This window comes from Acidimicrobiales bacterium, from assembly GCA_016716005.1.
In the GTDB taxonomy this organism is placed as follows: domain Bacteria; phylum Actinomycetota; class Acidimicrobiia; order Acidimicrobiales; family JADJXE01; genus JADJXE01.
Map to the genome: position 1 here is coordinate 334,740 of JADJXE010000001.1, position 19,169 is coordinate 353,908.

Genomic DNA, 19,169 nt, shown 5'->3' on the forward strand with positions numbered 1-19,169 from the left:
GCTCGCCTTCGGGGGTCCGGATCTCGACCGGGGCCATCAGTGGCTCCTCGGGAGGCGGGTGGGCCGGCCGACCCGGACGTCCACGCCGGGAGCCCACAGCACGTGAGGACGGTCGCTCGGAGCGGGCAGGCCGGCGGCGCCGACCAGGTGGTCGTCGAGATGGTGGACGTGGGCTTCATGCAGCGACCACGCCGGATGCTCGACGGGCGCATACCAGAGACGGCCCCGGCGAGAGGCCGACAGCAGACCCCACCGAGCGGTGAGGAAGGTGACGAAGGAGTCGGACTGGTCGACGCGTCGACCGGTCTGCACGGCCACGCCCGTCGTCGCACCAGCATGCTTGCGCGGCCAGCACCGCTGCACCCGGCTCGTCACGATGTCGCCGACGCGGCCATGGTCGGCTCGGGCCAGGCAGTACGGCAGGTGGTCGTCGACCGGGCCACAGCCACCGGCAGCACCCGGTCGACGTCGAGGGAGAAGAACCACACGCCCCGGCGCCCACCGGCGTGGGACACCAAGCGGAGCAGTCGCTGCACCACGTCCGGACGGAACGGCCGATGGAGGAACACGACGTCGGTCCATCGCTGCACCATCACCGGTCGGCGCACGGGTTCGGGCAGGTGGCCCCGCGTGGCCGGGCTCGGTGCCGTGGACGAGGTCGGTGGAGCGCAGCGGGACGTCCTCGGGGGTCGTGGAGTGGGATCTGTTGTCTCGTGCCAGATCGAGAACCTCCTGCTGAGCAAGCGCATTCCCTCATCACGCCCGGTTCGACCCCCCCAGCGTCTCGCCGTATGGTCCGACCATGAGCGAGCGACTCTTGGCCGGAGCCGTGGTGGCCGTCGTCGGTGCCAGCGGTGGTCTCGGCACGCCGATCGCTCGCACCCTGGCCCAACGGGGCGCGCACCTCGTGCTGGCCGGGCCACACATCGACCGCCTGGACGCATTGGCCATCCCCGGTGCCGTCGCCGTCCACGTCGATCTCCGCGACACCGCCGCGGGCGACCGGGTGGCCGCGATCGCCCTCGAACGCCATGGCCGGCTCGACGGCGTCGTCAATGCCGCCGGAGTCGTCGCGTTCGGCGCGCTCGCCGACACGGACGACGTGACCATCGAGGAGCTGTTCCTCACCAACGTCATCGGCCCGCTGTGGCTGCTCCGCCGGCTCGTGCCCTTGCTCGCGGCGTCGCAAGGCTTCGTGCTCAACATCAGCGCCGTCGTCGCCGAACAGCCCCTGGCGAACATGGCGGTCTACTCCGCCACGAAGGCGGCGTTGACCGCAGCCGACCGGGCCCTCGCCCGAGAGCTCCGCCGCTCGGGCATCCACGTGTGCGATGCGCGGCCGCCGCACACCGAGACGGGTCTCGCCAGCAGGCCGCTCGCCGGCCAGTCGCCGCCACTGCGCACGGGCCTGCACCCCGACCTCGTCGCTGCCCGCATCGTCACGGCGATCGAGCAGGGCGAGACCGAGGTCGCCTCGGAGCAGTTCGCGGCGAGCCCCTGACCGTCGGCGAACCATGGGGTTGAACGGCGTGCGAGTGTCGGCATCCTGGAGCTCCTTCCCGCCAGGCCAGAACCCCCCTCGAGGAGACCGCTCATGGCCCGCTACATCACCAAGGTGCGCACCGGCCGTCCCGCCGACGACGTGTTCGCCTACCTCGCTGACCTGCGCAACTTCGCCGAGTGGGACCCGGGCATCCGTCGCGTCGCCCAAGTCGAAGGCGACGGCGCCGGACCGGGTGCCGTCTTCGACGTGACCGTCGCCGGCGTCGGTCGTGACCTCACCTTGCGCTACCGCACGGTGGAGTACGCCCCGCCCGGGAACCTCCTCGTGCTCGCCGCGAGCACCCTGTTCACCTCGGAGGACCGCATCACCGTCGAGACCGACGGCGCGGGCACGGTGGTCACCTACGACGCCGACCTCCGGCTCAACGGTGTGCTCCGTCTGGCCGACCCCGGGCTGCGTCTGGTGTTCGGGCGTATCGGTGACCGTGCCGCGGCCGGTCTGCGCGAGGCACTCGACGGCAAGCCAGTGCGGTAGTGGACGTGTCCGAGGTGATCGACACGCTCATCGAGATGCCGGTGGTCACGAGCGTCACCCGCGTGGGCTGTGACGTCCGGTCCCGTCTCGTTCGGCTGCGCGCCTCGGCACCCACCCGTGTGCTCACGATGTCGTCCGGCGGCATCTGCGCGACCGGGCTCGAGGTCGACCACTTGGAGATGACCGACGACGACCGCGGCGCCGAGCAGTACGCCCGGGCCCACCACCCGCGGCACCGACACCCCGAGCGGCGGGCGAAGCTGTAGCCGTGGTGCCTCCGACGCGCGATCTCGACCCCCGAACGCTGCAGCCCTGAGGGGCTCACAGCGACGACAGCACCCCCAGGACGTTGTCGTTCGAGGGGATCTCCCACTGCTGGGTGCCGATCGAGTCGAAGCGCACGATCCCGGCCCGGTCGACGACGAACACTGCGGGACGCTGGCCGAGGCTCACCAGCTTGCTGACCACGTCGTAGGAGTCGAAGACGGTGTGGTCGGCGTCGGGCAACAGAGAGAAGGGGTAGTCGCTGTCCCGTACGAACCGAGCGACTCCCTCAGCGCTGTCCGGCGCGATGGCCACCACGGACGCGCCGGCCTGGCGGAACCTGTCGATGTCGTCTCGCAACTGCGAGAGGTGCCGTCGGCAGAACGGTCAGCCGAACCCTCGCAGGAACACCACGACGACCGGACCGCTCTCGACGGCATGGGCCAAGCGGAACTCGGCACCGTGCTGGTCGGTGAGGGTGAAGTCGGGGGCGGGCTGACCCACCGTCGCTGTGCGGCTGCTGACGCTCATCGGGCCACTCCTCGACGGTCATCATGCCACGACTGATCTGCAGCGGAGGAAGCCCGCGGGGGAGCCGTCCCGCTGGCCCGGTCAACCTTGTGACCTGGCCTCTTCGTGGTCGGGCTGCGGGGATTCGAACCCCGGACCTCTTGACCCCCAGTCAAGCGCGCTAACCAAGCTGCGCCACAGCCCGCGAGACCCGAGACCCTACCCGAGCCCGGCCCGGGCGCGGAACCGGGCAGCCCGACCCACCCCCCGTCTTCATCGCGCCGACGACGGCTCGCGCGTCGCCGCCGCGGACGGCATGGCGGTCGTGCCGTGTACGTCGCGACGGCGCCGGCCCACGCGTCGCGGGCGCGATGAAGACCCCGGGGGGGTGGGGGGTCGGGGCGACAGGAACGAGACGAGCGGGCTCAGCCCACGAGCCAGGCCACCAGCTGCCAGAGACGCCAGCCCAGGTACAGCGCCACCGCCACCACCAGCAGCGTGAAGTGCCACGGCACCTTGGGGCGCGGCTCGGCCTCACCCTCTCGGCGCTCCTCGGCCGCCGCGACCGCCGCCGGCTTGGTGGCCTCGAGCTCGCGGCCGCACGAGGGGCAGCGCCCGTCGGCCGGCAGGCTGTTCGGGCTCCAGAACTTGGAGCACTCGTCGCACCAGGGCATCGGCCCTACACCGGCGGGATGCCGTGGCGCTTGTCGACCAGATGGCGGTCGCGTCCCACCGCCAGCTCGAGGCGCTGCAGCAGCTCGCCCCGCAGGGCCTCGAACGGGATCACCGCGTCGATCACCAGCTCCGACGCCAGCCGGAGCAGGTCGACGTCGGCCTCGTAGACCGCCCGGCGCTCGGCCACGAAGTGCTCGCGCTCCTCGGGGTCGTCGATGGCGGCGATCTTGTTGGCGTAGACGGCGTTGACGGCGGCCTCGGGACCCATCACCGCGATCTTGGCCGTGGGGAGGGCGATGGTGGCCTCGGGGTCGAACGCCGGCCCGGCCATGGCGTACAGGCCGGCCCCGTACGCCTTGCGCACGATCACCGACACCTTGGGCACGGTGGCCTCGGTGACCGCCGTGATCATCTTGGCCCCGTGGCGGATGATCCCCTGTCGCTCCACCTGGGTGCCGACCATGAACCCCGGCACGTCGGCCAGGAAGACCAGCGGGACGTTGAACGCGTCGCAGAGCCAGATGAACCGGGCCGCCTTGTCGGCCGAGTCGACGAAGAGCACGCCACCCTTCTGCATCGGGTTGTTGGCCACGAAGCCCACGGTGCGGCCGTCGAGCCGGCCCAGCCCCACGATCAGCTCCGGCGCGAAGAGCGGCTTCAGCTCGAAGAACGACCCGGCGTCGACGATGCCGTCGATGACGTGGTGCATGTCGTACGCGCGCCGCTCCTCGTCGGGCACCACGCCTGCGTGCAGGGGCCGGGCCGGCTCCTCCGGCTGGTACTCGGGGGGCGGCTCCTGCCAGTGCGACGGCAGGTAGGAGAACCAGCGCCGGGCCTGATCGATGGCGTCCGCGTCGTCGACGGCCAGGTTGTCGCCGCACCCCGACACCGAGGCGTGCATCCGCGCCCCGCCCATCTCCTCCAGCGTGGCCTTCTCCCCGATCACCATCTCGGCCATCCGGGGCGAGCCCAGGTACATCGAGGCGTTGCCCTCCACCATGATCACCAGGTCGCAGAAGGCGGGGATGTACGCGCCGCCGGCGGCCGAGGGCCCGAAGAGGCAGCAGATCTGGGGCACCTTCCCCGACAGCCGCACCTGGTTGGCGAAGATCCGCCCCGCCCCCCGACGGCCGGGGAACAGCTCGACCTGGTCGGTGATGCGAGCGCCGGCCGAGTCGACCAGCCAGAACACCGGCAGCTCGTGTCGCAGGGCGTGCTCCGTCAGCCGCACGATCTTCTCCACCGTCCGGGCGCCCCACGAGCCGGCCTTCACGGTCGGGTCGTTGGCCATGACGCAGACGGCCCGCCCGTCGACACGCCCCACCCCGGTGACCACCCCGTCGGCCGGGAGGTCCGGTGCCGCGGCGTTGGCGAGCAGCCCGTCCTCGACGAAGCTCCCCGGATCGAGCAGCAGCGCCAGCCGGTCCCGCACGAAGAGCTTCTTCTGGCGGGCGAGCTTCTCGGCCTCCTTGGCCAGGTTGCCCGACCGGGCCCGCTCCAGCAGGAACTCCAGGTTCTCCACGCTCGCTCCTCGCTGCCCCGCCCTACGAGGAGCGGCGGCGCACCCGCAGCTTGATCGGCGTCGCACCGAACCCGAAGTGCTCACGGATCCGACGCTCCAGGTAGCGAAGGTACGTCGGCGGCAGCTCCCGGTTCGCGAACAGGGTGAACGTGGGCGGATCGGTGGCCCCCTGGGTGGCGTACAGCACCTTGGCGCCGCCCGGCGCGGGCTGGGCCGCCTGGGCCTCGGCCATCAGCTGGTTGACCGCCCGGGTGGGGACCCGCTTGCGGTACACCTCGATGGCGTCGGCCAGCAGCGGGAGGAGGCGATGGACGCCCTTGCCGCCGAGGGCGCTGATGCGCAGCACGGGGGCGTCACCGATGAAGCGCAGCCGGTCCCCCACCTGGCGGGCCACGTCCTCGCGCTGCTCGGTGTCGAGCAGCTCCCACTTGTTCAGCAGCACCACGACGGGGCAGCCGGCGGCATCGACCCGCTCGGCCAGACGCTGGTCCTGGTGGGTGACGCCCTCGGTGGCGTCGATCACCAGGAACGCCACGTCGGCACCGTCGACGGCCTGGAGCGCCCGCACCATCGAGTAGTACTCGGTGCCGTCGTCGATCCGGCTCTTGCGGCGCATGCCCGCCGTGTCGATGAAGCGGATGGGCCCGTCGGGCGTGTCCACCACCGTGTCGACCGTGTCGCGGGTGGTGCCCGGGAGATCGTGCACCACGGACCGCTCGTCACCGATGAGCCGGTTGAACAGGGTCGACTTGCCCACGTTCGGGCGCCCCACGATGGCCACCGCCGGAGTGTCGTCGGACCCGGCCGGCGCGGCCGCGGGCTCGCCACCGTGCTCCACGACCGGCTCCTCGGGGGGGAGGAGGGCGACCACCGAGTCGAGCAGGTCGCCCGCGCCCCGCCCGTGGAGCGCGCTCACCGGCTGCGGGTCGCCCAAACCCAGCCGCACGAAGTCCCAGATGTCGTGCTCGCGGCGGCCGGAGTCGACCTTGTTCACCACCACCAGCACCGGCCGCGCGGCCCGCCGCAGCCAGGCCGCCACCGCCGCGTCCTCCTCGGTGACGCCCACGGTGGCGTCGACCACCAGCAGCACGACGTCGGCCTCGGTGACGGCCCGCTCGCTCTGCCGGCTGACCTTGGCGTCCAGATCGGTGCCGCCCGGCAGCCAGCCACCGGTGTCGACCAGTCGGAACTCCCGACCCTCCCACTCGGCCACCACCGCCTTGCGGTCGCGGGTGACGCCGGGGCGCTCCTCGACGATCGCCTCGCGCCGACCGAGGATCCGGTTCAGCAGGGTCGACTTGCCCACGTTGGGCCGGCCGACGATGGCCACGGTGGGGAGCCCGCCGCCCACGTCAGGCCTCCAGCGCGGCGCGCAGGGCGACGCCGTCGGTGGCCACGATCTCCACCGGCCGTGGCAGGTCGGCCGGCGTGCGCCCGTCGAGGAAGCGGCCCTGCGACAGGCACACGTCGGGCAGCAGGTAGCGGTGCCCCTCCGGCTCGCGGGCGAGGGCTCGGGCCAGGTCCTCCCCCACGAGCAGCCCGCTGACGCCCGTGTTGCCGCCGAAGAAGTCGTTGCGGACCGCGACCACCCGCACGTCGTCGCGACCGAGGGTCCCGACCAGCGGTTCGAGCACCTGCGCACCGTAGGTGCCGGTGAGGATGCCGACCGGGGCCCGCCGGCCGGGGCGGAGCACCACCCGGCCGACACTGACCGGGACCCGGGCAGGGGCCGGCTGCGGCGCCGAGCGCGGAGCGCGGTATCCCTCGGCCGGAGCCCCGTCGACCCAGGCGAAGAACCCGGCCTGGGGTCCCGTCGGCGCCGTCACCGCCCCGGTGAACTCCAGCTCGAACGTGCGGGCCATCCCCACGCCGTCCTCGTGCATGGGGAACCCCTCGTAGGCCTCGGGGGGTGGGAACGGGCGACCGGCCAGCAGGTAGTACTCGTCGGCCGCGAAGGCCAGGCGGCGCCCGAGGGTGGCGAGGAGCTCGGCCTGCCACCGCTCGACGAGGTCGACCACCGCGGCCGCCTCCTGGATCGTGTGCGGCCGCATCGCCGGCTCGCGGTTGAGACGGCTCACGCCCAGCGGCACCACGCACAGCGAGGCCAGCTCCGGGTACTCGTCGAGCACGCCGCAGAGGGTGTCGTCGAGCACGGCGCCGTCGTTGACCCCGGGGCACACCACGACCTGGCCGTGCACCACCACCCCGTGGTCGAGCAGGGCGCGCAGCCAGCGCAGGCTGGTGGCGCCCCGCCGGTTGCGCAGCAGACGCGACCGCACGTCGGGGTCGGTGGCGTGGATGCTCACGTGCAGCGGCGACAGCCCCTCGGTCACCACCCGCTCCAGGTCGGCCTCGGTGAACCGGGTGAGCGTCGTGAAGTTCCCGTACAGGAACGACAGGCGGTAGTCGTCGTCCTTCAGGTAGAGGCTCTCGCGGAGGCCCGGCGGCAGCTGGTGGATGAAGCAGAACTCGCAGTGGTTGTCGCAGGTGCGCACCTGGTCGAACAGCGCCGAGTGGACCTCCACCCCGAGGGGCTCGCCCTCGGCCTTCTCGACCCGCAGCGAGACCTCCAGGCCGCCACGTGCGACCTCGAGCTCCACCTCGGCCTCGTCGGCCAGCAAGCGGTACTGGATGACGTCCCTCGGGACCCGCCCGTTCATGGCGAGGATCTCGTCGCCCACCGAGACGCCGGCCCGCTGGGCCGCCGACGCGGGCGCGACGGCGACCACCCGGGGCGAGGACATGGACCCAGGATACGGCCGGCACCTGGGTAGCCTTGACCCGTGCCCGTCGACAAGGTGCTGCTGGCCGCCCCCCGCGGCTTCTGCGCCGGCGTGGAGATGGCGATCAAGGCCCTCGGGTGGATGGTCCGGGCCTTCGAGCCACCCGTGTACTGCTACCACGAGATCGTCCACAACAAGTTGGTGGTCGACCGCTTCCGCGAGCTCGGGGTGGTGTTCGTCGACGACGTCGCCGACGTGCCCCCCGGGGCGCCGCTCATGCTGTCGGCCCACGGCTCGGCCCCCGAGGTCGTGGCCGAGGCCCGGGCCGGCGGCGGCTACGTCGTCGACGCCGTCTGCCCGCTGGTGACCAAGGTGCACCACGAGGTGAAGGTGCGGGCGGCCAAGGGCTACCGCATCGTCTACGTGGGCCACGAGGGCCACGAGGAGGCCATCGGCACCATGGCCGTGGCCCCCCGGGCCATCCACCGGGTCGAGACCGTGGAGGAGGTCGAGGCCCTGCCCGACCTGCACGAGCCGGTGGCCCTGCTCGCCCAGACCACGCTCTCGCACCGCGACTGGCAGGGTGTGCTCGAGGCCACCCGCCACCGGTTCCCCGATCTGTGGACCCCCGGCCGCAGCGACCTGTGCTTCGCCACCACGAACCGCCAGGCCGCCCTGGCCGAGATCGCGCCGCTGGTCGACGCCATGGTGGTGATCGGATCGGCCAACTCCTCCAACACCCGGGCCCTCGAGAAGCTGGCTCGCGACCACGGGTGCGCGCAGGTGTTCCGGGTCAACACCGCCGACGAGCTCCCCGAGGGCCTGTCCGGCGTCGTCGGCGTCACCGCCGGCGCCTCCGCTCCCGAGGAGATCGTCGACGCGGTGCTCGCCCGCCTGGACCCCGTCGACGGGGTCGAGGAGGTGCGGGTCACCGACGAGGACGAGTACTTCCCCCCGCCGCGCGAGCTGCGCGACCTGGTGGCCGCCATCGGCCTGGCCGCCACCGTCTCGCTGGGAGGGGTGGCCGGCGACGCACCCGCCCTCGACGACCGTCGGGTTGCGGCCAGCGACGTGCTGGCCGTGCTCCACGGCTGATTCCCGGGCCCGGCTCACCGCCGCCCGGCCGGCCCCGTCGGCCCACTACCGTCCTGGGGTGCTCAGCCCCGACCTCACGACCGTCCGGCTGTTCCTGCACATCCTCGGCGCAGCGGTGTGGGTCGGTGGCCAGCTCACCCTGGCCGGCCTGGTGCCGGGCCTGCGTGCCGCCGCTCCCGACGCACCCCGCGTCGCGGCTCGGCACTTCAACCTGATCGCATGGCCGGCCTTCGCCCTGCTGCTCGTCACCGGCGTGTGGAGCCTGGCCGCCGTCGATCTGGCCGACGTGGGCACCGCCTACCAGGCCACCGTGGCGGTGAAGCTGGCGGTCGTGGCGATCTCGGGGGCCGCTGCGGCGATCCACACCCTCACCAGCTCGCGGGTGGTGCTGGCGGTGGCCGGGGCGCTCGCCGCCCTGAGCGGCCTGGCGGCGCTGTTCGTCGGTGTCCTGCTGAGCTCGTAGCCGCCGGGCCCGCGAGGGCCGGTGCCGCTCAGTCTCCGGCTCGGACCCGGGCGACGTCGAAGAGCACCTGGATCTCCTCGTGGAGGCGGTCGCTGAGCTCCCGCACCGCTCGCCGCGGCACCCGGCCGCTCGGGCCGGGTGCGGGTGGCGGCACCGGTTCGCCCACGATCACGTGGATCTTCACCGGGCGGATCAGCGGCGAGCCCTTGGTCATGGCCCGCTCGGAGCCGCCGATCCCCACCGGCACGATCGGCACCCGGCAGCGCCCGGCCAGGTACGCGGCCCCGTCGAAGAAGGGCTGCACGAGCGGCCCCGCCTGGCGGGTGCCCTCCGGGTAGACCACCAGGGGCTCACCCCGCTCCAGCACCTCGATCGAGGTCCGCAGCGCCTCGCGGTCGGCCGAGCCGCGCTTCACCGGGAACCCGCCGAAGGTGCCGACGAGCCAGCCGAGCCAGGGGTGCTTCCACAGGCTGTCCTTGGCCAGGTAGCGCAGCCGGCCCGGGTAGGCGACGCCCACCACGAAGGTGTCGAGGTTCGAGCGGTGCACCGGGGCCACGATGAACGCGCCCGAGGCCGGGAAGCGGTCCCGCCCCTCGATCGACAGCCGGAACCACAGCCGGCACAGCACGGCCAGCGTGCCCCGGACCACCCGGTAGAGGATCCGGGCGCCCGGCCCGAGCTCGTGCGAGTGCTCGCTGCTCATCGGAGCCACCCCAGCAGCTCGCCCACGATCTCGTCGACGGTCCGGTCGGTGGTGTCGACCACCACCGCCCCGTCCGGCGTGACCAGGGGTGCATGCTCGCGCCCCTGGTCGCGGGCGTCCCGCTCGGCGATGGAGGCCGCCACCTCCTCGTAGGCGAGGTCGGACACCTCCTTGTGCCGGCGCGACGCCCGCACGTCGGTGCTGGCCGTCAGGTACACCTTCAGCTCGGCGTCGGGGAAGACCACCGAGCCGATGTCGCGCCCCTCGATGACCCCGCCGCCGCGCGCCTCGGCCCACTCGACCTGTCGGCGGCGCAGCTCGTCGCGCACGGCCGGGTTGGCGGCCACGATGCTCACCGCCCGCGTGACCTCGGGCCCGCGGATCTCGATGGTGGCGTCGGCGCCGTCGACGACCACCGCCTGGTCGTCCACCACCAGGTCGAGGTCGCGCACCAGCCGGGCGACGACCTCGCCGTCCTCCGGGTCGACGCCCCGGCGGAGGGCGGCGAAGGCGACGGCTCGGTACATGGCCCCGGTGTCGAGGTACGCCAGGCCGAGGCGCTCGGCGAGGGCCCGAGCGATGGTGGACTTGCCGGCGCCGGCGGGCCCGTCGATCGCGATCACTCTCATGGTGGCCGGAACCCTACCGGTGCCGGGGGAGGGTCCTCAGACCATCCAGGCGCTCGAAGAAGTCGGGGAAGGTCTTGGCCACGCAGCCGGGGTCGAGGATCTCGATGCCCGGGACCACCAGGCCGAGCAGCGAGAAGCTCATCGCCATGCGGTGATCGTCGTACGTCTCGATCCGGGCGGCGCGGGGCCGGCCCGGCCGCACGAGGAAGCCGTCGGGCTCCTCATCGGCCTCGATGCCGCACCGGCGCAGCTCGCGCACCACCGCGGCGATCCGGTCGGTCTCCTTGCGCCGGATGAAGCCGATGCCGGTGACCCGTGTGGGGGTCGACGCGAACACCGCCACCGCCGCGATCGTCTGCGCCGTGTCGGAGAGGTCGGCCAGGTCGACGTCGACGCCCTGCAGCACGGCCGGGCCGACGACCTCGATGGCGTCACGCTCACGGACCACGGTGGCGCCCATGGCCTCGAGGACGTCGACGACGCGCACGTCGCCCTGCACCGCCCCGCGACCGAGGCCCTCCACGCGGATCCGCCCGCCCGTGATCGCCGCCGCGGCGAAGAAGTACGACGCGGCGGAGGCGTCGGGCTCGATGCCGTACGAGCGGGCCCGGTAGCGCTGGGGAGCCACCGAGAAGGAGTGGTGCGCGTCGACCACCACCTCCACCCCGAACGCGGCCATGGTCGCCACGGTGATGTCGACGTAGGGCCGGGACACGAGCGGGGTGGTGAGCTCGACCCGGAGCCCCTGCCGCATCGCCGGCGCGCACAGCAGGAGCCCCGACAGGAACTGGCTCGACTGGTCGCCGGGCAGCTCCAGGGGACCGCCGTGCAGGCCACCGGCCTCGATCGTGAACGGCAGGTGACCGGGCGTCTCGTCGTCGTGGACCACCGCCCCGAGCCGTCGCAGGGCGTCGATGACGGGCCCCATCGGGCGGGACCGCATCGGGGGCAGCCCGTCCAGGCGGTACGCGCCGAGCCCCAGCGCGGCGAGCGGGGCGACGAAGCGAGCCGTGGTCCCCGACAGGCGCACCCCTAGCTCGGCCGGACCCGGAGGCACCAGCCCGCCCTTCCCCTGCACGCGGATCGCGGCGGACCCGGCGTCGGCCTCGACCGTGAAGCCCAGACGTCGGAGGCAGTCGAGCATGGCCTCGGTGTCGTCGGCGAACAGCGCGCCCTCCAGCAGGCTCTCGCCGTCGGCCAGCGCGGCCACCACCAGGGCCCGGTTGGTGAAGCTCTTCGACCCGGGCACGGTGACCGTGGCCTGCGGGGGCGCGGAGAGCGGCTCGATCAGCCGGCCGGTCACTCGAGGTTCCGGACCGAGGGGCGGTAGCCGCGCGCCACGAGCCCGCCCCGGAAGCGCTCGGCCGCCGCCTGGTCGACGAGCAGGATCGCCACGCCGCGGTCCCCCTCGGCCGAGTGGGCGATCTCCATGTCGGAGATGTTCGCGGCCAGCTCGGCCGCCAGGGTGGTGATCTCGGCGAGCACGCCCGGCCGGTCGGGCACCGGCACCCGCACCTCGGCCAGCTCGGGCGGGCGGGCACCCCGGGCGGGCAGGTTCAGCCGGCCGGCCCGGGCCCGTTCGAGGACGGCCAGGAGGCCGGCCCGGTCGCCCTTGTCGACGAGGTCCCGGAGGTCGGCGAGCCCCTCGATCAGGGCGTCGAGGCTGTCGACGATGGCCGTGCGGTTCTCGGCGCAGATGTCGGGCCAGATGCCCGGGTGGCCCGACGCCACCCGGGTCATGTCGCGGAACCCCCCGGCCGCCAGCCGCAGCAGGGCGGCATGCTCCTCGGCGCGCTGATCCGCCAAGGCCATGAGGGTGGCGGCCGTCAGGTGGGGGACGTGCGACACCACCGCGACCAGGGCATCGTGACGGGCCGGCGCCAGCACCACCACCTCCGCACCCATCGACGCCACCACGGCGCCCACGGCCGCGAGGGTCGCGTCGGGCGTGGTCGCGGTGGGCGTGAGCACCCACACCGCGCCTTCGAACAGCGTCGGGTCGGCCCCGTCGAGGCCCTCCTGCTCGGAGCCGGCCATCGGGTGGCCGCCCACGAACCGGGGATCCCCCACGGCCTCGACCAACCCGGCCTTCACGCTGCCCACGTCGGTGACCAGGCCGGGGCCCGCGGCCAGGGCGGCACGCACCGCCGCCGGCACCTCTTGCACCGGCGTGGCCACGAACGTGATCTCGGCCCCCGGATCCGACCCGATGGCGTCGAGCACCCCCTCGGCCAGGGCCCGGCGCTCGCGCTCGGGATCTCGGTCGCGACCGGCCACCCGCCAGCCGCGGGCCCGCAGCGCCAGCCCGACCGAGCCGCCGATCAGGCCGAGCCCGACGACGGCCGCCCGGCGGGGCTCAGCCAGGAAGGTCATCGCGCAGCCCCCGGGCCCCCTCGAGGTACACGTGGCGGAGCTCGGCCCGGCTCCGCTCGGTGTAGAGGTGGAGCAGCACCCGCACGCACCGGGGCACGGCACCGGTCACGTCGACCTCCTGGGCCGACAGCAGCGGCACGTCGCCCAGGCCGAAGGAGCGGGCCGCCGTGGCCGGGAACGCCGCGTGCAGATCGGGGGTGGCCGTCAGGACCACGCTGATAACGTCGTCGTGCTCGATGCCGTTGCGCTCGAACAGCGCCGCGAGCAGGGCGGTCACCCGCTGGTGCATCTGCTCCTCGGTGTCCTCGTCGACGGTGGTGGCACCCCGGAGGGCACGGACGACGGCCGGCACGGTGGGCGATGCTACCGCCCGCCCGGTTCGCGACCGGGCGCCGGGACCTCCGCCGGCGCGGCCGCGGCCTGCTCGAGGGCCCGCACCTCGTCGTGGCTCAGCAGCCGCCACGAGCCCGGGCGGAGCCGGCGCTCCGCGATCGGACCGATGCGGGTGCGCACCAGCCGCACGACGGGGTGGCCGACGGCCTCGCACATCCGGCGGACCTGGCGGTTGCGCCCCTCGTGGATCGTGATGCGGAGCTGGCTCGGAGCAACGAGCGAGGCCCGGGCGGGAGCGGTCCGACCGTCGTCGAGCTCGACACCCTGGCGAAGCGCCCGGAGCGCGGCCGCCGACGGCCGGCCGACCACCTCGGCCAGGTACTCCTTCTCCACGCCGAAGCGGGGATGGGTGAGCCGGTGGGCCAGCTCGCCGTCGTTGGTGAGCAGCAGCAGGCCCTCGGTGTCGTAGTCGAGACGCCCCACCGGGAACACGCGGGGCTCGGCCGGCACCAGGTCGAGGACCGTCGGGCGACCCTGCGGGTCGCTGGCGGTGGTGACCACCCCCCGCGGCTTGTTCAGCAGGTAGTGGACGAGACCGGGCCGCACCGAGACCGGGACCCCGTCGACCGCGACCCGGTCGCGCTCGGGGTCGACGCGCCGGCCCGGCTCGGCCTTCTCGCCGTCCACCGTCACGCGCCCGTCGGCCACGAGCTCGTCACACACCCGACGGCTGCCGAACCCGGCCCGGGCCAGCACCTTCTGGAGCCGCTCGCCGTCGGCCGGCCGGCCCTCGGCCATCCTCAGGCCGGGTCGTCGAGGCCGTCGGCGCCAGGCTCGGGCTCGTGCTCCGCCACCGGCACCGGCTCGGTCGGCTCCGGCACGCGCAGCCCGTGCTCCAACGCCTCCACGACGTCGGCCCCCGGGACGAACTCGCCCAGCGGGGGCAGGTCGGCGAGCGAGTCGAGGCCCAGCCGCTCGAGGAAGAGCGTCGTGGTGCCGTACAGCACCGCCTGGCCCGGGCCGGGATCACGGCCGACGGGCTCCACGTAGCCCCGCTGCTGCAGGGTCCGCATCACGCCCTCCACGTCGACGCCGCGGATCGCCCCCACCTGCGCACGGGAGATCGGCTGCTTGTAGGCGACGATGGCGAGGGTCTCCAGGGCCGCCGCCGACAGCCGGGCCGACTGGCCCTCGAGCACGAAGCGCTCGACGTAGGCGGCCTGGTCGGGATGGCTCTGGAACCGGTAGCCGCCGGCCACCCGCACCAGCTGGAAGCCCCGGCCCTCGGCCCGGTACTCCGCGGCCAGCACCTCGCACAGCCGCTCGACCCGGGCCGGGGCCAGCTCGAGCAGCTGGGCGAGCAGGTGGGGGTCGACGGGCTGGTCGGCGACCATCGCGATGGCCTCGACGGCCCGTCGCTGCTCCGGCGTGAAGGTGGCGTCGGGCGGGGGGGCGGCCTCCACGTCAGCCCTCGTACACGTCGACCGCGGCGAGGACGGAGGCATCCTCGAGCCCGTCGCGCCCCAGCCACACCACGTGGAGCTCGGCGAAGGTGGTGGCCTGGTCCAGCTCGACGAGTCCCTGCTTGAACAGCTCGAGGACGGCCAGGAAGCGCACGATCACCTCGAGCCGCTCGACGAGCCCGGTCGTCAGCTCGCGGAAGGTGGCCCGGCCGATCCGGGGCAGCTCGTCGACGAGCTCCTCGACCGCGTCGGTCACGCTCGCCCGGATGGGTGCCACGTGGTCGAGGTCGACCCTCGGCACCGGCCTCGGCGTGCTGGCCGCCAGGAAGGCCGCCCGCAGGCGCTCGGGCGTGACCCCGGCGAGCAGGTCGGGCGTGAGCCCGAGGAACCGCTCCTCCAGGCCGGCCGTGCGGGCCACGGAGCGGCTGGCGTCGTGGGCCAGCCGCGACAGGGCCCGGGCCGCGTCCTTGAAGGTCTTGCACTCGACCAGCCGGGCCAGGAGCAGGTCGCGCTCCTCCCACAGGGCGAGCTCCTCGTCGAGGTCGACGTCGTCGCGACCGGGCAGCAGCCGCCGCGTCTTCAGCTCGACCAGGGTGGCGGCGATCAGGAGGAACTCGGTGGCGATCTCCAGGTCGAGGCTGGCGACGCCAGACGTGAGCCGGTCGAGCTCGGCGAGGTAGCCGTCGACGATGGCGCTGAGGGACACCTCGTAGAGGTCCACCTGCTCGCGCAGGATCAGATGGAGGAGCAGGTCGAAGGGCCCCTCGAACACGGGCGTCTGGACCTCGTAGGCCACCCGTCGAGCGTACCGAGCCGTCACCGCCGGGCCGCGCACCCCCGCCGGAGCAGGCCGGTGGGCAGGGCGGGGGCCGCTACCCTCACCCGGCGTGACCCGCGTGTTCTCCGGCATCCAGCCCAGCGGTGACATCCACCTGGGCAACTACCTGGGAGCCCTGCGCGCCTGGGTGGCCGACCAGCGCGAGTTCGACGCCCTGTACTGCGTGGTCGACCTCCACGCCATCACCGTGCCCCAGGATCCGGCCGAGCTCCGGGCCAAGACGCTGGAGGTCGCCTCGCTGCTGCTGGCGGTCGGCCTCGACCCCGACGTCTGCACGCTGTTCGTGCAGAGCCACGTGCCCGAGCACACCGAGCTGGCCTGGCTCATCCAGTGCACGGCCAGCGTGGGCGAGCTGCGGCGGATGACCCAGTTCAAGGACAAGTCCGCCAAGCAGGGCCAGGACTTCGTGTCGGCCGGCCTGCTCACGTACCCCACGCTCATGGCCGCGGACATCCTCGCCTACGACGCCGAGCGGGTGCCGGTGGGCGACGATCAGCGCCAGCACCTCGAGCTCACCCGGGACGTGGCGGCCCGCTTCAACTCCCGGTACGGGCCCACGTTCGTGGTGCCCCAGGCCGCCATCCCGCCGGCCGGGGCGCGCGTGATGGACCTGCAGGAACCCACCTCCAAGATGTCGAAGTCGGCGCCGTCGCCGCAGGGCACCGTGCTGCTGCTCGACCCGCCCGACGTGATCGCCAGGAAGATCAAGCGGGCGGTCACCGACCCCGGGTCCGAGGTGGTGTTCGACCCGGACGCCAAGCCCGGCGTCTCGAACCTGCTGTCGATCCTGGCCGCGGCGACCGGCCGCAGCGTCGACGAGGCCGCCGCCGGCTACCAGCAGTACGGGCCGCTCAAGTCCGACACGGCGGAGGCGGTGGTGGAGCTGCTCCGCCCCGTCCAGGCCCGCTACGCCGAGCTGGCGGCCGACCCCGAGGGCACGGCGCGCCTGCTCAACCAGGGGGCCGACAAGGCCCAGGCCATCGCCTCGGCCACCCTCGAACGAGCCCGCACCGCGATCGGCCTCCTCCCCCGCCGGTTCTCCTAGCACGCCGGCGCGACAGGTCGCCTCAGTCGTCTCGCCAGTCGTCTCGCCAGTCGTCTCGCCTCAGTCGTCGTCGGCCGCCTTCAGGGACTCGCCGAGGTGGCGCGGCACGCTCCACCGCTCGTCCGGCAGGTGGTGCTCGCGCGCCCACGCCACGACCAGGGGGTCGCTGCCCGCCAGGGCCAGCAGGTCGCCGCCCAGCTCGTCGTGGCGCAGGTAGAGCCCGACCCGCCGGGTGAACCCCCGTCCGGTCGACCAGCTCTCGGCCGCGCCGTGCCCGGCCACCCGGGCCGACAGCGTGGCGACCACGCGGCCGTAGGTGCCCAGCCTCGACTCGACCTTGCCCACGTCGTGCAGGAGCGCGGCCACCAGCACCGGGTCGGTCGCCTCGGGGCCGAGCGCCCGCTCCACCCGGTGGGCGACGGCGACGGCGTGGCGCCGGTCGGGGCCGCTCATGCGGCGCCACAGGTGCTCCTCGGCCGGCGACAGCAGCCCCTCCACCCACGCCCGGTCGGCCGGGCCGGGGCCGCCCGGGCGCAGCGAGCCGACGAAGCGGCGGGTCAGGTGGGCCGCACCGGCCATGCCGGGCCGCTCAGCGTCGGCCGGCGCACTCGATGCAGCGTCGCGCCGTGGGCACGGCCTCGAGGCGGGCCTCGCCGATGTCCCGGCCACACTGCTCGCAGCGCCCGTACGCGCCGTCGGCCATGGCCTGCAGGGCGCGCTCCACGTCACCCAGCTGCTCCCGCAGCGACCCGGCGAGCATGCGGGCCTCGCCCTGCTCGGCCGCCACCTGCCCGGAGTCGGCGAAGTTCGGGTCGAGGTCGTGCGTGGCTCCCGGCTCGCCCAGCGCGTCGAGCTGGCGCGCCAGCGCAGCCCGCTCGTCCTCCAGCGTGGCGCGCAGCGCCTGCAGCACCGACTCGGTGACCATCACGGCAAGGGTACCCACCCGCCGGCCCTGTCGACCGCACCTTCAGGCACCACGCCGGCGCGCCCGTGGGTGCGCGGCGTCGTACGCGGCGCGCAACCGCTCGGGCGAGACGAGCGTGTACACCTGGGTCGTCGTGATGGACGCGTGACCGAGCAGCTCCTGGACGGCCCGCACGTCGGCCCCGTGGTCGAGCAGGTGGGTCGCACACGAGTGCCGGAGCACGTGAGGGGTGAGGCGGGCGCCCAGGCCCACGCGGTCGCCGTAGCGGCGCACGATCGCCCAGGCGCCCTGCCGTGAGAGCCGCCCGCCACGCGTGTTGAGGAACACCGCCTCGGCGTCGCCCCGGCGGGCCCACCGGGCGGGGACCAGCACCGGCCGACCGCCGGGGCCGAGCCACGAGGAGAGCGCGGCCCGGGCCGGCCGGCCGATGGGCACGATGCGTTCCTTGGCGCCCTTGCCGAACACCCGCAGGAGCCCGGCCCCGAGGTCGACGTCGGCGAGCGAGAGCCCCACCAGCTCGGAGATCCGCAGACCGCCGGCGTACAGGACCTCGAGCATGGCCCGGTCGCGGCGGGCCGTCGGCCCGTCGCCCACCACCGCTGCCAGCAGCGACGTGACCTCGTCCTCGGACAGGGCCTTGGGAAGGCCCAGCGGCACGCGGGGCGCAGCCAGGTCGGCGGCCGGATCGGTGCCCAGGTGCCCCTCGGCGACCAGGAAGCGGTGGAACGAGCGCACCGCCACCAGGGCCCGGGCCACCGACGCGGGGGCTCGGCCGGCGGCCCGCAGCTCGGCGACGTACGTCGCGAGCAGGGCCTCGTCGACGCCCGCGAGGGGCACGCCCCGCCGGGCGAGGAACACGCAGTACACCCGCAGGTCGCGCCGGTAGGCGGCCAGCGTGTTGGCGGCGCGCCCCCGCTCCACCGCCAGCCACGACAAGTACTCCTCGGCTTCGAGGGGCAGGGACCGAGGGTCGGCCACGGGGTCGACCGGGCCGGCGGACGGGTCGTTCACGGCAGCTCGCGCAGGCGCCGGAGCGCGGCGGTGAGGCCGATGATCGTCTTGGCGTCGAGCAGCCCGCCCCCCGCCAGCAGGGCGGGCACGTCGGCCACGGCGACCTCCTCGACCGTCAGGTGCTGCTCCTCGGGCCCGTGGGCCGTCGCCGTCGCCGGCTCGAGGTCGCGCCCGAGGTACAGGTGCACCTCCATGTCGGTGAAGCCGGCGGAGCTGAAGAACGAGCACAGGTGCTCGATCCGCCGGGCGCGCACGCCCACCTCCTCGACCAGCTCCCGGGCCGCCGTCTGCTCGGGGGGCTCGCCGGCCACGTCTCGCAGGCCGGCGGGGATCTCCAGCAGCTCGCGCTCGATCGCAGGCCGGTACTGGCGGATCAGCAGCACCGACGCATCGGTGCCGGCGCCCCGCACCGGCACGATGCCGACGGCGCCGGGCGTGTGCACCACGTCGCGCTCGAAGCGCTGGCCGTCGGGGGCCTCGAAGGTGGAGCGGACGACGCGGATCACGTGGCCGCGGTGGAGCTCCTCCTCGCCCAGCTTGCGGAAGGCGGTCACCACCG

The 19,169-nt window shown here is 74.0% G+C and carries 25 protein-coding genes and 1 tRNA gene; 6 read left to right on the forward strand and 20 right to left on the reverse strand.

The genetic code is table 11. The annotated features are described in order from the left end of the window. Positions 1–36: 36 nt before the first annotated feature. Positions 37–486: a DUF2071 domain-containing protein gene (locus tag IPM45_01680; GenBank protein ID MBK9178281.1), complete on the reverse strand. Its 450-nt coding sequence runs from the start codon at positions 484–486 to the stop codon at positions 37–39. 346 nt (positions 487–832) lie between these two features. Here IPM45_01680 and IPM45_01685 point away from each other — a divergent pair, with 346 nt between their 5' ends. From IPM45_01685 to IPM45_01695, 3 genes are all read left to right on the forward strand, one after another. Then, positions 833–1,501: an SDR family NAD(P)-dependent oxidoreductase gene (locus tag IPM45_01685; protein MBK9178282.1), complete on the forward strand. Its 669-nt coding sequence runs from the start codon at positions 833–835 to the stop codon at positions 1,499–1,501. Between the two features lie 93 nt (positions 1,502–1,594). Further along, positions 1,595–2,038: an SRPBCC family protein gene (locus tag IPM45_01690; GenBank protein ID MBK9178283.1), complete on the forward strand. Its 444-nt coding sequence runs from the start codon at positions 1,595–1,597 to the stop codon at positions 2,036–2,038. Between the two features lie 5 nt (positions 2,039–2,043). Continuing rightward, a complete protein-coding gene (locus IPM45_01695; protein MBK9178284.1) occupies positions 2,044–2,304 on the forward strand; it encodes a hypothetical protein in 261 nt (86 codons plus the stop codon). A 55-nt stretch (positions 2,305–2,359) separates the two neighbouring features. Here IPM45_01695 and IPM45_01700 read toward each other — a convergent pair whose 3' ends face one another. The 7 genes from IPM45_01700 to IPM45_01730 form a co-directional block, all read right to left on the reverse strand. Then, positions 2,360–2,662 (reverse strand): redoxin domain-containing protein, encoded by a 303-nt coding sequence (locus tag IPM45_01700; protein ID MBK9178285.1) that lies wholly within the window; start codon positions 2,660–2,662, stop codon positions 2,360–2,362. Positions 2,663–2,689: 27 nt separating this feature from the next. After that, on the reverse strand, positions 2,690–2,833 hold the full coding sequence (locus IPM45_01705) for a redoxin domain-containing protein (protein ID MBK9178286.1): 144 nt from the start codon (positions 2,831–2,833) through the stop codon (positions 2,690–2,692). A 106-nt stretch (positions 2,834–2,939) separates the two neighbouring features. After that, positions 2,940–3,017 (reverse strand) — tRNA-Pro (locus IPM45_01710). A 220-nt stretch (positions 3,018–3,237) separates the two neighbouring features. Continuing rightward, on the reverse strand, positions 3,238–3,486 hold the full coding sequence (locus IPM45_01715; protein MBK9178287.1) for a hypothetical protein: 249 nt from the start codon (positions 3,484–3,486) through the stop codon (positions 3,238–3,240). Between the two features lie 5 nt (positions 3,487–3,491). Then, positions 3,492–5,009, reverse strand: coding sequence for an acyl-CoA carboxylase subunit beta (locus IPM45_01720; protein MBK9178288.1), 1,518 nt, complete (start codon positions 5,007–5,009; stop codon positions 3,492–3,494). Between the two features lie 22 nt (positions 5,010–5,031). Continuing rightward, the gene (gene der / locus IPM45_01725) at positions 5,032–6,360 is read right to left on the reverse strand and encodes a ribosome biogenesis GTPase Der (protein ID MBK9178289.1); all 1,329 of its coding nucleotides are present in this window, start codon (positions 6,358–6,360) and stop codon (positions 5,032–5,034) included. A gap of 1 nt (position 6,361) precedes the next feature. Then, a complete protein-coding gene (locus IPM45_01730) occupies positions 6,362–7,753 on the reverse strand; it encodes a DUF512 domain-containing protein (protein MBK9178290.1) in 1,392 nt (463 codons plus the stop codon). A gap of 39 nt (positions 7,754–7,792) precedes the next feature. On the opposite strand from IPM45_01730, the gene ispH reads away from it, so the two are divergent. Both ispH and IPM45_01740 read left to right on the forward strand, forming a co-directional pair. Next, on the forward strand, positions 7,793–8,827 hold the full coding sequence (gene ispH, locus IPM45_01735; protein ID MBK9178291.1) for a 4-hydroxy-3-methylbut-2-enyl diphosphate reductase: 1,035 nt from the start codon (positions 7,793–7,795) through the stop codon (positions 8,825–8,827). Between the two features lie 58 nt (positions 8,828–8,885). Next, complete coding sequence (locus tag IPM45_01740; protein ID MBK9178292.1) at positions 8,886–9,290, forward strand: hypothetical protein; 405 nt, start codon at positions 8,886–8,888, stop codon at positions 9,288–9,290. A gap of 28 nt (positions 9,291–9,318) precedes the next feature. Here the strand turns inward: IPM45_01740 and IPM45_01745 are convergent, their stop codons facing one another. From IPM45_01745 to IPM45_01780, 8 genes are read right to left on the reverse strand one after another with little or no spacing between them, the layout of a single operon-like run. Then, the gene (locus IPM45_01745) at positions 9,319–9,993 is read right to left on the reverse strand and encodes a 1-acyl-sn-glycerol-3-phosphate acyltransferase (protein ID MBK9178293.1); all 675 of its coding nucleotides are present in this window, start codon (positions 9,991–9,993) and stop codon (positions 9,319–9,321) included. After that, on the reverse strand, positions 9,990–10,622 hold the full coding sequence (locus IPM45_01750; GenBank protein MBK9178294.1) for a (d)CMP kinase: 633 nt from the start codon (positions 10,620–10,622) through the stop codon (positions 9,990–9,992). Before IPM45_01750 ends, IPM45_01745 begins: the two co-directional genes overlap by 4 nt. A gap of 13 nt (positions 10,623–10,635) precedes the next feature. Continuing rightward, positions 10,636–11,910, reverse strand: coding sequence for a 3-phosphoshikimate 1-carboxyvinyltransferase (aroA, locus tag IPM45_01755; GenBank protein MBK9178295.1), 1,275 nt, complete (start codon positions 11,908–11,910; stop codon positions 10,636–10,638). Between the two features lie 11 nt (positions 11,911–11,921). Then, entirely contained in the window at positions 11,922–12,995 is a 1,074-nt protein-coding gene (locus IPM45_01760; GenBank protein ID MBK9178296.1) for a prephenate dehydrogenase/arogenate dehydrogenase family protein, read from the reverse strand. Continuing rightward, entirely contained in the window at positions 12,979–13,347 is a 369-nt protein-coding gene (gene aroH, locus IPM45_01765) for a chorismate mutase (protein ID MBK9178297.1), read from the reverse strand. The genes IPM45_01760 and aroH overlap by 17 nt, the downstream gene beginning before the upstream one ends. An 11-nt stretch (positions 13,348–13,358) precedes the next feature. Beyond that, on the reverse strand, positions 13,359–14,126 hold the full coding sequence (locus tag IPM45_01770) for an rRNA pseudouridine synthase (GenBank protein MBK9178298.1): 768 nt from the start codon (positions 14,124–14,126) through the stop codon (positions 13,359–13,361). A gap of 2 nt (positions 14,127–14,128) precedes the next feature. Continuing rightward, positions 14,129–14,833, reverse strand: a complete 705-nt coding sequence (gene scpB / locus IPM45_01775) for an SMC-Scp complex subunit ScpB (GenBank protein ID MBK9178299.1) — start codon at positions 14,831–14,833, stop codon at positions 14,129–14,131. Then, the gene (locus IPM45_01780; protein ID MBK9178300.1) at positions 14,793–15,587 is read right to left on the reverse strand and encodes a segregation/condensation protein A; all 795 of its coding nucleotides are present in this window, start codon (positions 15,585–15,587) and stop codon (positions 14,793–14,795) included. Before IPM45_01780 ends, scpB begins: the two co-directional genes overlap by 41 nt. Positions 15,588–15,678: 91 nt before the next feature. On the opposite strand from IPM45_01780, the gene trpS reads away from it, so the two are divergent. Then, entirely contained in the window at positions 15,679–16,674 is a 996-nt protein-coding gene (gene trpS, locus IPM45_01785; GenBank protein ID MBK9178301.1) for a tryptophan--tRNA ligase, read from the forward strand. Positions 16,675–16,734: 60 nt separating this feature from the next. Here trpS and IPM45_01790 read toward each other — a convergent pair whose 3' ends face one another. Genes IPM45_01790 through IPM45_01805 form a run of 4 tightly spaced genes read right to left on the reverse strand, consistent with a single transcriptional unit; the run spans position 16,735 to position 19,164 of the window. After that, entirely contained in the window at positions 16,735–17,253 is a 519-nt protein-coding gene (locus tag IPM45_01790) for a hypothetical protein (protein ID MBK9178302.1), read from the reverse strand. A gap of 10 nt (positions 17,254–17,263) precedes the next feature. Continuing rightward, on the reverse strand, positions 17,264–17,599 hold the full coding sequence (locus IPM45_01795; GenBank protein MBK9178303.1) for a TraR/DksA C4-type zinc finger protein: 336 nt from the start codon (positions 17,597–17,599) through the stop codon (positions 17,264–17,266). 42 nt (positions 17,600–17,641) lie between these two features. Then, positions 17,642–18,610 (reverse strand): site-specific tyrosine recombinase XerD, encoded by a 969-nt coding sequence (gene xerD / locus IPM45_01800; protein MBK9178304.1) that lies wholly within the window; start codon positions 18,608–18,610, stop codon positions 17,642–17,644. Further along, a complete protein-coding gene (locus IPM45_01805; protein MBK9178305.1) occupies positions 18,607–19,164 on the reverse strand; it encodes an NUDIX hydrolase in 558 nt (185 codons plus the stop codon). Before IPM45_01805 ends, xerD begins: the two co-directional genes overlap by 4 nt. Between the last annotated feature and the right edge of the window lie 5 nt (positions 19,165–19,169).